Annotated in this window: 13 protein-coding genes; 3 read left to right on the forward strand and 10 right to left on the reverse strand. The window is 45.3% G+C overall.

From position 1 onward, the window contains the following. Positions 1-721 precede the first annotated feature (721 nt). Positions 722-2245 (forward strand): sodium/proline symporter, encoded by a 1524-nt coding sequence (locus tag G476_RS22475; protein WP_051314933.1) that lies wholly within the window; start codon positions 722-724, stop codon positions 2243-2245. A gap of 218 nt (positions 2246-2463) precedes the next feature. Here the strand turns inward: G476_RS22475 and G476_RS0118565 are convergent, their stop codons facing one another. From G476_RS0118565 to G476_RS0118580, 4 genes are read right to left on the reverse strand one after another with little or no spacing between them, the layout of a single operon-like run. Next, entirely contained in the window at positions 2464-2883 is a 420-nt protein-coding gene (locus tag G476_RS0118565; RefSeq protein WP_026691416.1) for a DUF8042 domain-containing protein, read from the reverse strand. 27 nt (positions 2884-2910) lie between these two features. Next, positions 2911-3264 (reverse strand): flagellar protein FliT, encoded by a 354-nt coding sequence (gene fliT / locus G476_RS0118570; RefSeq protein WP_026691417.1) that lies wholly within the window; start codon positions 3262-3264, stop codon positions 2911-2913. Continuing rightward, positions 3264-3665: a flagellar export chaperone FliS gene (fliS, locus tag G476_RS0118575; RefSeq protein ID WP_026691418.1), complete on the reverse strand. Its 402-nt coding sequence runs from the start codon at positions 3663-3665 to the stop codon at positions 3264-3266. Before fliS ends, fliT begins: the two co-directional genes overlap by 1 nt. A gap of 24 nt (positions 3666-3689) precedes the next feature. Continuing rightward, the gene (locus G476_RS0118580; RefSeq protein ID WP_026691419.1) at positions 3690-5339 is read right to left on the reverse strand and encodes a flagellar hook-associated protein 2; all 1650 of its coding nucleotides are present in this window, start codon (positions 5337-5339) and stop codon (positions 3690-3692) included. Positions 5340-5554: 215 nt separating this feature from the next. Here G476_RS0118580 and G476_RS0118585 point away from each other — a divergent pair, with 215 nt between their 5' ends. Next, positions 5555-6970 carry a YfcC family protein gene (locus G476_RS0118585; RefSeq protein WP_026691420.1) on the forward strand — a complete coding sequence of 472 codons (1416 nt, stop codon included), beginning with the start codon at positions 5555-5557 and terminating at the stop codon, positions 6968-6970. Positions 6971-7127: 157 nt separating this feature from the next. On the opposite strand, the gene G476_RS0118590 is transcribed toward G476_RS0118585, so the two are convergent. Both G476_RS0118590 and G476_RS0118595 read right to left on the reverse strand, forming a co-directional pair. Further along, positions 7128-7481 (reverse strand): flagellar protein FlaG, encoded by a 354-nt coding sequence (locus tag G476_RS0118590; RefSeq protein ID WP_026691421.1) that lies wholly within the window; start codon positions 7479-7481, stop codon positions 7128-7130. A 154-nt stretch (positions 7482-7635) separates the two neighbouring features. Then, positions 7636-8463: a flagellin N-terminal helical domain-containing protein gene (locus tag G476_RS0118595; RefSeq protein WP_026691422.1), complete on the reverse strand. Its 828-nt coding sequence runs from the start codon at positions 8461-8463 to the stop codon at positions 7636-7638. Positions 8464-8772: 309 nt separating this feature from the next. Between G476_RS0118595 and G476_RS0118600 the strand changes: the two genes are divergently transcribed. After that, on the forward strand, positions 8773-9258 hold the full coding sequence (locus G476_RS0118600; RefSeq protein ID WP_026691423.1) for a competence protein ComK: 486 nt from the start codon (positions 8773-8775) through the stop codon (positions 9256-9258). Positions 9259-9351: 93 nt separating this feature from the next. On the opposite strand, the gene G476_RS0118605 is transcribed toward G476_RS0118600, so the two are convergent. From G476_RS0118605 to G476_RS22480, 4 genes are all read right to left on the reverse strand, one after another. After that, entirely contained in the window at positions 9352-10044 is a 693-nt protein-coding gene (locus tag G476_RS0118605; RefSeq protein WP_026691424.1) for a LuxR C-terminal-related transcriptional regulator, read from the reverse strand. A gap of 234 nt (positions 10045-10278) precedes the next feature. Then, positions 10279-10512: a carbon storage regulator CsrA gene (gene csrA, locus G476_RS0118610; RefSeq protein WP_026691425.1), complete on the reverse strand. Its 234-nt coding sequence runs from the start codon at positions 10510-10512 to the stop codon at positions 10279-10281. Positions 10513-10514: 2 nt separating this feature from the next. After that, entirely contained in the window at positions 10515-10961 is a 447-nt protein-coding gene (fliW, locus tag G476_RS0118615) for a flagellar assembly protein FliW (protein ID WP_026691426.1), read from the reverse strand. Between the two features lie 122 nt (positions 10962-11083). Then, positions 11084-11659 carry a DUF6470 family protein gene (locus G476_RS22480; RefSeq protein WP_245579710.1) on the reverse strand — a complete coding sequence of 192 codons (576 nt, stop codon included), beginning with the start codon at positions 11657-11659 and terminating at the stop codon, positions 11084-11086. Positions 11660-11936: the final 277 nt, after the last annotated feature.

Genomic DNA, 11936 nt, shown 5'->3' on the forward strand with positions numbered 1-11936 from the left:
TATCAGAATGCTAACCGCAGTAGAGTTTTTGCCTTCGTGCCGTGTTCTCAACATCTAATCAAAAGGAGGTAGGGTATCTAAGAATATTTCCACCCTTTAGCTTTATAAGAGTCTCAACCCTTTGAATGGCAGTCAAGGAGAGCACTTGACAACCATTCAAAGGGTTGAGGAAGAATGATTAGCTAAAGGGGGACAAAATCAGACTGAATATAAAGGACAACCAAGTCAAGAAGCCCAGAATAGCTTTCCTTCTTAAAGTTGCCCAAAAACAGGATCATAATCAATATTTCAGCGGGGCCTTGAAAGTTTCGTTCATATCAGGAGGCTGAGGCGATGCCCGCGGAAAGCGTCCACCTGTAACGGAATTTATACTTGTTCAAAAAAATCTTACGAAAAGAAGCATCTTTGTCATGAGATGAAATGTAACTAGATATTCAATAATAGAGAAAAACACAAAAAAACAACAAGTATAGCTTAACTTGACGGTTATGGGGGTCTGGCCCTCTGCTCACAACTGCACAAACTTTCATTATTTTCTGACTATATTATAATAGTAGAAACTAGGTTAGGAGGTGGTCGTGTGACGTTTGGGATTTTTTTCGGTCTTATCTTAGTACCCATAGCTATCCTTGCTCTTGGTGGTGTGTGCTATGCCGTAACTGCCAAGCAAGACGAACAAAGTTAACACAAATTCAACACTACTTCTCAGGAGGACGTTACTATGGACATTACTGCACATCCACTTACTGTAACCGTATTAATTTTATACTTACTTTTACTTATCGTGATCGGTGTTATGAGCTCACGAAAAAGCTCCGGCGGACTCACGGACTTCTTCCTTGCCGGTCGTAATTTGAGCAAATGGACCGTCGCTTTATCAGCTGTCAGCTCCGGACGAAGCGCTTGGCTCGTACTTGGGGTTACCGGTACTGCTTATATGACCGGACTGAACGCCGTTTGGGCTGTTGCCGGATACATAACGGTCGAAGTATTCATGTTTTTCTTCGTCGCACGCCGTTTTCGAAACTTCAGTGAAAAAACGGACAGCATCACCATTCCGGACATTTTGGAAAACCGCCTCGGCGACAAAACGAAAATCATTCGCCTCGTAAGCTCCTTGATCATCCTCTTTTTCATGGTCGCTTACGTAGGAAGTCAGCTTGTAGCCGGTGGAACCGCCTTCTCAGGAAGCCTCGGGATCACAAGCACACAAGGTCTCTGGCTCACAGCCGCAATTATTTTTCTTTATACAATCCTTGGCGGCTTCCACGCCGTTAGTAAGACCGACGTCATACAAATCGGTTTCATGTTCTTCTCTTTAATCATTTTACCGATCGTCGCCATCGTCCAGCTCGGCGGTTTCGGCCCCGTTCTTGACGTGATGCAAGCAGAAGGCGGCGGATTTACGAGCCCATTTGCCTTTGCTTTCGGTGCGATTATCGGTCTAATCGGGATCGGGTTCGGAAGTCCTGGTAACCCGCATATCATCGTTCGTTACATGAGCTTGAAAAACGTAAAAGAAATGCGCCAAGCAGCGCTCATCGCCACCTTTTGGAACGTGATCATGGGTTGGGGCGCGATTATGGTCGGTCTTATCGGCCGCGTTTACTTCCCGAACGTAGACATGCTACCAAACTCGAACAACGAACAAGTCTTCACCTCTCTTGGTGCTGAAGTGTTGAACCCGTTCTTTACAGGCATTCTCCTCGTTGCCGTTCTAGCAGCGATCATGAGTAGCGCCGACAGCCAACTTCTCGTTGGGGCAAGTGCCGTCGTACGAGACATTTATGACCGTATTTTTGCAAAAGGAAAAGAAATCTCCCAGCGAAAACTCATCACCTACAGTCGTCTCGTCATCGTCGTCCTTATGGGTCTCTCCATCTGGCTTGCGTCCACAGCCACGGACTTCGTTTTCTGGATGGTGCTGTTTGCTTTTGGCGGCCTCGGAGCTTGTTTCGGACCGGCACTCATTCTCACGTTCTATTGGAAAGGCCTCACGAAAGCTGGTGTTTTAACAGGAATGCTCACAGGCCTCTTCACTGTCATCATGGTCGCCCAGCAACCTCAATGGACGTACGCGATCATCGATGTCCACGCGTTCCTTGAACAGTACTTCTTCGGCATCACCTATGAAGCAGTACCCGGCTTCCTCGTAGCCACTTTCTTCACCGTGGTCGTGAGTCTATTTACGAAAAAACCGGACAACGCCGATCAAATGGTCGACGAAATGAAACAAGCCGGATAATCCTATCTTCTAAAAAAAGCAGAATGGCTCTTCTCAGACGGGTTCCCGGAACCCCTCTGAGTGAGCCATTCTGCTTTATTTTTCCTTAACAACTCACCCATCAGGACAAGCAACGCAATACAAACTCGATTAATAAATCTCAATGTCGATTAACAAACCGCGCAACTCGATCGATAAAATTGCTCCCCCATCCCCTACAACAAAAAAAGAACCCCCACTTACTCCGAGGATTCCCACTCACCTTTTTTCTTCACCACAACCGCACGCCACAGCTGGTACGTCCGAATCAACCGCTCATGCAAAAACGCCATCCGATCACCCGTATCCACCGCACCAAACTCGTCCTTCTCGTGGCCAAACCGCTCCTCTACATCCACGGCCTCTTTCACACACTCATGAAACGTACGCAACACGCCCATCGCTTCACCGTCATCCCCAAAAATCGACACCAACGTCATATTCTCAGGATGATAGGGAAGCATCCCTTTCATCACATCACTTAAAAGGCGATCGGCAATATCCACATCCCCTTTTATGTAACACTCACTCACATACCCAAGTACATCATCAAGCTCACGCAACAGCTCCTCGTAACTCTCCAAAAATCGCCCCTGCGCATCGGTCACTTTTTTCACCATAAACGCTCACCCTAACCTAAGCGAAAATCAATTCCGTTTGTCAATAAACGCCCCGTCAATCGGCCCCGAATCACCATACGGATTCTCGTACCGACGCCCCGTCGTTTTCTTTCGCTTCAATTCGTTTATGTCCATCTTAATAAACCCCAGTTCTTCTTGCAACCGCCCTTCAATAAACCCGTTCATATCAACCGCTTCCTTAAGCAACACCCGCTCCTCAGCAGAAAACGCATCACCCATATCAGCCAAAATCTCGCCCCGCTTCTCAAGCATCTCTGTCAACGCGGCAATATACGCTTCCCGCTCCTCAGCACCAGGTCTCACCTTCGCATGCTCGTGTAAGTCTCTCGTGATGTCCACTAACGCTTGTACCCCAGTCATTACCCGCGAACCCCTTGACCATGACGACGCTGACGGTCAATCTTGATCACTTCTTTCCACGTATCATAAAAATCAACCACAAAACGCTCCGCCTCTTTCAACGCCTTCACATCATTTTTCGTGTTCGCATCCGTCAAACGAGACAAAATAAAATCATACATCTGCATCATGTTCCGCGCCGTATCCGTCTCCACCTTAAGCGTCACCATCAGCTCACGAATGATGTTTTGCGCCTTAATCAAATTCTCGTTCTTCACTTCCATATTCCCTTCCACAAGGGCCTTCTCTCCGCGACGGATAAACTTCACGCACCCCTCGTACAACATGAGCGTCAACTCCGCCGGTGTCTTCGTTTGCATGTTTTGCTGCTTATAATTTGCATAAGGATTTCTCACTGCCATCCTTCTCATCCCCTTCTCAATGTCTTACATCATGCCCCCGCCCAAAAGGGAAAACATCTGATCCGCCTGGGCATTCGCCTTTGCCATCGCCCGCTCCAACGCCGTGAACTGGCTCCAATACCGTTGTTCAACCTGTTGCAACCGACGCTCAAAATTTGAAATCCGATCATCCATACTCATCATCTCGCGCCCGAGGGTAAACTGATGCATCGTTCGCCCCTCACGCCCCGCACGCTGCGTAATCCGATCAATCGCCGTATCCAAACTCCCACGAAGACGCCGCAAAACCCCGCTCTCCGACTCAGTCGCACCACTACCCATAAACAACTGGTACAACCCCTCCGGATCAGACTCAATCGCATGACGCAACCGATCCTCCCCATCAAGACGCTGCCCATCCGGCATCGTCCGACGATTCGTATCCAGAACAATCTTACCCCCGTCCATATAATCCGACGAACTCACAAGCCCAATCGACGCCAAATCCCGAAACATCCCCGCAGCCTCTTTCTGCACGCTCGAATACAAACTCATCCGCATCCCACTAAGCGCCGAACTAAGAGCCGGATCACGACGAAGCAACCCACTCATCGCCTTCTCTTCCCACATCTCAACCTCATGCTCACTCATGGCACGCCGCTCCTCCGTGCTAAGCGGATGATAATCCCGAAACCGCTCCTCCCGAAGAGCCCCATTGAGCGTATCCACAAGCTCATTGTACTCCTCCACAAACCCCATGATCTTCTCCATAATCGCATCCGTATCCGTCTGAGCCGACACCGTCACCCGCTCATTCCCAACCGTCTCCCCGTTCAACTGATAATTGATCCCGTTGATCGTAAACGTATTCGACGTACGCTCCGTCGTATGGCCGTTTAGGGTAAAACGAGCATTCTGTCCCTCCGACCCAGCACCAGTGTCCAGCTCCGGCTGATCTTCATCAACTTGAAAACCAAGCGCCGCCAACAGTCCCTGGCCATTCATAGCCGCCGAAGGATCTCCACCCTCTCCCTCCGCTGACGAAAGACGTATCGCACCACCGTGCCCGCTCTCCGTCATGGTCATAATAAACTGGGGAACAGCCCCCTCCGCCGAACTCTGATCTAAATATGTATTCACCCCAAGATCCGAACGGTTCATTTTCGTTAACACCTGAGCAATCGAATCATTCTCGGCAACCTCAAAAGACACTGTTTCAAACGCTCCACCCGGTCGCTTCACATCAAGTGAAATCGTCGCTTTCCCGTTTTCAAACACAAGACCTGAATCCCACTCCTTAACTGGTCTATCCAACACATTTTCATTCACCCCAGGGTGACCTTCTCCGACCGGCGTAATCCAAGACGTAGCCGTTGCCAGCTGCTCCACCTGAAGCTGCACACTCGTATTCGGCGCATTCCCTACGGCAGTTGCCGTCGCCACACGCTCATTCGAACTCGTTACCGCTTTTTGCAAAAACGTACTCTGAAGCCCAAGCCCCGTTGCCCGAAACGAATCCCGAAGCTTCGTCATCTGCAAATTCACATCACGATACGCATCCTGCTTCCAATCAAGAAGCTGCCTGTCCTGCTGCATTTTATCAAGAGGAATTCGTTCCGCCTTCATCAAATCGTCAACGATCTGATGCGTATCCAAACCCGACGCCAATCCCCCAAACCGAAGCATCTCACTCATCGTCCCACTCTCCCGTTCTCATTCCCTATCCCTTTTATCGGTATTTACCGGCAAAGTGTTTAGTCTTTTTTCGATGTGGGGACGGTTCTTTTGCTTCCTCCCCCAAGTATCCAACTATTTTTAAATAAAAATCAGAAAAATCGGTTGATTCATAATAGTAAAACGGTATAATAAGAAACTATATTTTCTGATAATAAATAACGAGGAGTGACACGATGCCACAAACAGAAACGAACCAGAGCCCGCAAACCAAGAAGAAGTTCAAATGGGAAATGCCCGACACGTACGTGATTCTCTTTTTAGTGTTACTCGCAGGATTTATATCTACCTATCTTATTCCTTCCGGTGTCTTCGAAAGAGAAACCGTTGATGGCGTAGAACGGGTCATCCCCGGCACCTACACACAGACTGAAGGTGCCACTCTCGGTCTCATGGACTTTTTTATGGCTATCCAAATAGGCATGATCGACTCCGCCGACATTATTTTCATGGTCCTCTTTACAGGAGGCGCATTTGAAATTATCGAACGATCTGGCGCCTTAAAAGGAGGGATCAACCGCGCTGTCGACGCCACACGAGGAAAAGAGTTTTGGATGATCGCAACCGTATCCTTACTGTTCGCCCTCGGCGGAGCCGTCGGAGCAGTAGCAAACTCCGTTATCGCTTTCGTTGTGATTGGAATCATCATCGCAAGAACCTTGAAGCTCGACCCGATCGTCGCCGTCGCCATCACATTCGGCGCAAACTTCGCAGGCTTTAACGTAGGCTTTACCAATCCATACACCGTAGGAATCGCCCAAGACATCGCTGATCTACCACTCTTCTCAGGGGCACTTCTTCGAATCATCGTCTTTGTGATCATCGTTTCCATAACCATAGCCTACATTTGGCGCTATACGAAAAAAATCATGGACGATCCATCCAAAAGCTTGGTAGGCATCTATAAAGACGACGATCAAGAAGAATCCATGGACGCGCCGTTTACGACAAGGCACAAAATCATCTTAAGCTTCGTCGCTATCTGTCTCATCTTCTTTGTGTATGCATCCACCCAACTGGGATGGACCATTAGCCACATGGCCGCCTTCTTCATTTTTATCGCCTTTGGTGCCGGAATTATTGCCGGTATGCACTACAATACGCTCGTAAAAACATTCTTAGACGGAACGAAAAAACTAATGTACGGTGCTCTCGTAGTCGGATTCGCCCGAGCAGTCATCGTCGTTTTAGAAGACGGAGAAGTACTCGATACGATCGTCTATGCCATTTCCGTTCCGCTAGAGAACTTCCCGCCTGTCCTTGCAGCAATTGGGATGTTTATCTCTAGTGCCCTATTAAACTTCCTCGTCAACTCCGGAAGTGGACAAGCAATGATCTCCATGCCAATGCTTACACCACTCGCCGACATGGTAGGAGTCACGAGACAAGTCGCCGTTCAATCATTCCAATTCGGTGACGGCCTAACCAACAGCATTTTCCCAACATCCGGGATCCTTATGGCCAGCCTCGCTGTCGCAGGCGTCTCTTGGACCAAGTGGGTCAAATTCATCTCCCCACTCTTCCTCATTTGGGTATTGATCGCCATCGTAACCCTCTCTGTTGGGGTGTTGATTGAGTGGGGACCATATTAGGAAAGTGACACAGTCCCTCCAAGCTGATATCTCGTTAACTTAGCTAAGCGTTTGTATAAGTAGATTAGAAATTACTAAGGAATAGCAAAAACTCACAAAGCGAATTGCTTTGTGAGTTTTTTGTTTAAGAGTAACAAGTCCGTCCTAGCATCTCTATCTAAATTTTTTCATCAATAATGATCCCTGCAAACTCCAACATGGACGAAATCATATCCAAAAATTCCTCAGGCGGAATCTCCTTGACAACTTCGTCCGTGTGGCGATCGACCACTTTCACATACATCCGATCCAATCCTTCGTGCAAATGAAACTGAACGTTTGTCTGTTGCAAATCAGACAACTTATTGACCGTATTCAGCTTCTCCGTTAAATCGTCTTTCGTCCAACTCTTCTTGATCTCAACCACTCGCTCCGATTCGGTTGACCATCCTTGGCGCGCCTCAGCTCGGTCACCCTGCACTTTCGCAAACAAGTCGTTCATCGACATTGAACTGACCGACTTCACATCCATGTGAATCCCCCCTACTATCATAGTGTTTATCGGTTTAATTGTAATTCTCTTTAAAGATTCTAAGAAAAAACTAAATGAACCACTAGAATAGTCCTTTACACAAAGAACCAATAAATAAGACCCTAACCGAAGTTAGAGTCTATTTACTATATGATTATCCAAGTAATTGTAAAACAGACTGCGGCGCCTGGTTAGCCTGAGCCAACATAGACTGAGAAGCTTGAGAAAGGATGTTAGAACGAGTCATTTCCATCATTTCAGCCGCCATATCAACGTCACGGATACGAGATTCCGCAGCTGATAGGTTTTCAGAAGAAGTTTTTAGGTTATTAATAGTGTGTTCAAGACGATTTTGATTTGCACCTAACATAGAACGTTCAGAAGAAACTTCCTTGATTGCCGCATCTATAGTAGCAATTGCCGCATCTGCATCTGTTTGATCTCCGATGCTTAGTTCATCAAGATCCAAAACTTCACCCGTAGCTGTCATGTCTCTAATTGTCACAGACATATTCTGAGTATTATTTGCACCAATATGAAAAGTAAATTCACCTTCATCTCCACCATCACCATTTAGAAGCGTTTCAGTATTAAATTCGGTTTGAGTTGCAATCCTATCAATTTCAGTTATTAATTCATCAAGTTCTTTTTGGAGTTCAGCACGATCGTCATCAGTGTTTGTATCATTCGCAGACTGGACCGCAAGTTCACGCATACGTTGAAGGATTGAATGTGTTTCATTCAATGCACCCTCAGCAGTCTGAATCAAAGAAATTCCATCTTGCGCATTACGACTCGCCTGATCCAACCCATTAATCTGAGCACGCATTTTCTCAGAAATCGCAAGCCCCGCTGCGTCATCACCAGCACGGTTAATACGTAGACCTGAAGAAAGCTTCTCCATTGCATTTTGGTTCGCCTGTTGGTTAATCCCCATCTGACGGTGCGTGTTTAACGCTGAAATATTGTTATTGATAATCATAATAAAATTCCTCCTTGAGTGTTTGCTCCCGGTCACGTCCTTGTGAGTGGGAGGTTCGTTTTGGTTGTTCACAGAAGAGAACGTCTGCAGCCGTCTTCGTTTGTGAACGTGACACTCCTTATATCGGTCGAAGGTCTGTAAAAGTTTATTGGTTTATAGAAAATAAATGTAACTTTATTGAACACAGACATAAAGTAACAATATTTTGTTAAAATATTCAAAATATTTATTGACCGGTCGTGACTTTTGTCATATTATGTATTTATGGTATTAATTACCTATAATTGAATTTGAGGAGAGATGGTCCAAGTGAAAGATGTATATGTAGAAGAGTACACAGTAAGGTATCAGTCGTTAGCCCTGTTACCACATGCAGACATGGTTTATCAAGCGAAAGTAGTCGAATTGGATCGTACGGTGTTTGTAGCACAACCTTGCATGAAGATTATTGAGGAGTCTTGTTTGAATGGTGGGGCATCGTTTAATGGCCGACGAGATGCCGTTTTGTTTCATACGGGATTTCAAAAGCGGGTACCGGTACCCCTTTCCATCTCACACCAAATTTGTGCGTTTCCGACACACTCGCCACACATCCATGATTGTGCCTGGATTTTTACCCAGCACATCAAGAAGGTGTCGGATATTGAGGAAAAGGGTAACAAAGCGAAGAAAAAAGCCCACGCCCGTGTACACTTCACTAGTGGTCAACACTTGGATATCAATGCATCAAAGCATGTACTCGACAAACAAATGACGCGAGCGTCTCATTGCATGAATTTGTTCACAAAACTCTAAAAAAAACAAAAATAAAAAGGAGAGTTCAATGAACCTCCTGAGCATCCGCCTTGTAACGTTCACTTTTGTGAACGTTTTTTCTTTTTAAAAAGTCTAGCGTGCAGCGTCGACCCATCCATTTCGTATCGACTTCACTAGAGCGTCAGTTCGATCATTCGCATGCATCTTTTTGAGTAAGTGGCTGATAATCGTACTAATTGTCGAAGGGGCCAAATATAGGGACTGAGCAATATTCAAGTTATTGTTCCCTTCTAACAGAAGCTGAAGGACATTTTGTTCGTTCTCAGTCAGAATGTCTTTAACCTTCTCTTTTTGAAGAATCAATTTTCTAATCGGTTGTTCCCTCAATTTAATTCGCTCGATCTCCCCAATTAACACCGAATGATAAGCGGGCTCTAAAAACAAAGGTTGATGTTTCATATGTTTAAGTACAAATGGTACACTCTCGAGAAAATAGCCGAGTGACATAAACCCTTGAATCGGCTGATGTATGTATGGAAACAAAGATGTTGGATTATCATCCACGCTTGCAACGATCACGCGGGTATGAGCGTCCGAATCGCTTAGAGCTTCTAATCTACGTACGGTTTGGCGATCGTGTGTATGTGCAAGGATAACGATAAAATCAAAGTGATTGTCTGCTTTGGGCAATGAGGAAAGGTGATCAAATTGAACGTTTGGATACTCATGCGATAACTCTTCTATATCACTAGCAGCTAAATATTCTAGTTGATCCAAAAATAAAACGGTTGCTGTGACTGTTGGAGCGGTCGTCATTGTAATCATCGTTTTGGATCTCCTTTCTGTTACGGTATACGATAAGCTTATCAAGTATTTCAAAAATCTAACAAGATTCGTTTGTCGTTTTTTGTTTATGGGGGTTATAGGTATATTCTTGTTTTTTTATCCATATTTTACCCTTACCATTTCCCCAACTAAGAAATTGGAATTGATTTTACATTATTTATGGTGCTATTGATCTACACCTGTCCTTTTCAACTGAGTTTCCTATATCTATAGTCACTTTTCACTACTATTGTAGTCAGTTAATTTTCTCAACATTTCGACACTAGTGAGCGCAGCTGCCTTGTTTTCAGTCTGTATAGCATCGAAAATTTCTTTTCGATGTATGTCGATATGCCTAGGTGCTTCAATACCTAATTTCACTTGGTCACCATCAATGCTAATGATCTTGACTTCTACATCATCATTGATTTTAATCGATTCATTTTTCTTCCTTGTGAGCACCAACATCGTTATCGGACCTCCGAGCTAGTAATTATAACAAACCTATGCCTCGTATGGTATTTTTCATCTTGGAGAAGGATTTGTTTGCCCGTTTGTTTTCCTTCGTGAATCACAATAGGCCCTCGTAAATTCGCTGTAGATTCATTAAAAGGATCCTTAACCGTGAGCACCGTGTATATGGTCACATCCGTTTCTTTTTTTACCTCTAACTGCTCGATCGTACTGTCCGATAATGTCACCTGATAGTCTGGAAAAAACGGAAAGGGGTCAGCCATCACAAAAGCAAGCTCGGGGGTCATTACAGATTGAAGAATGTAAAAAGGATTCGGTTCGGTACCGAATGGCAATATAGCAAAGATACGTTCATTTTCGAAACTTGGTATTCCTTGAGGGAATTCAATGAGCTGACGATCATCTACTTCCACATCACCTGAATATTTTGTTTTCAGTTGCAAATCCATCACTCCATAAAGTATGCATAAGTATATTTTAGAAAAAATATCCTAAAAAGCCAATAGTAAATTACGAATTATTACGGCTTTTTCACACAAATAAATAGAAACATGTCAAATTACGTCTAAATTTGACGATTCACGTTCCCTTTATCTACAGAAAATGTAACGGAGGCCTTCTTTTTCATATACATGTCCACCTCCCATAACGGAGCTGAAATCTCAGGCTTCCTCATATGAAATTCAATCTGGGGATCTGGCCATTCGCTATGAACAGATACCTGAGAGGGCTGATAATCGAATTGCACGCGGGACATGGTTTTCGGCATATAGCCGAGCGTCACTTCTTTAGTTGGGGGATGACTGTGGTTTTTTGCTACTTGAGAAAGAGCATTTCCGCCTTTTTCAATTTGTTTAAGCTGTTCGCCTTCTCTTGTCTTTTTTGCCACATAACTGAGTGCTTGTTCCTTTCCCGACGTTGCCCATTCAGAAGCTGCCCTCAATGGAGCCTTCAGATTCGCATCAGCAAATGCTTCCGTTTGATCAATAAAGAGCCGGGATGCCGTTTGACTGATCTCAAGAGTACCAGCCAATTCTTGATCAATGTTCATTACAGCGTCATGTTGGGTGATATGCACGTGAGGACGAGTGTGTTGCATCCCTGTTTGGGCGTGTTGAACGTCTATACGAAGCTGAGGCATGTTCACGGAAAGACCTCCTTGTTAATTCGAACCCTTTTATAAAATGAGGTTGCCAAAGTGTTTAAGTAATAATGCGAACAATATGCTAACATAGCGGATGAAATATACGTAGACTCCTGCGGGAAGAAAAGCGTAGGTGAGACCCCGGAGGGCAAAGCCCGAGGAGGCTCACCCGCTTCCCGCGGAAAGCGGAGTATATTTCAGGAGCGGTTTATTTGCACCGCATACATATGGTTTTTTCGAACTGATTAAAACACTTCTGACCACGCCTCACCTA

Origin of the sequence: Alteribacter aurantiacus DSM 18675 (assembly GCF_000429705.1) — a bacterium.
In the GTDB taxonomy this organism is placed as follows: domain Bacteria; phylum Bacillota; class Bacilli; order Bacillales; family Salisediminibacteriaceae; genus Alteribacter; species Alteribacter aurantiacus.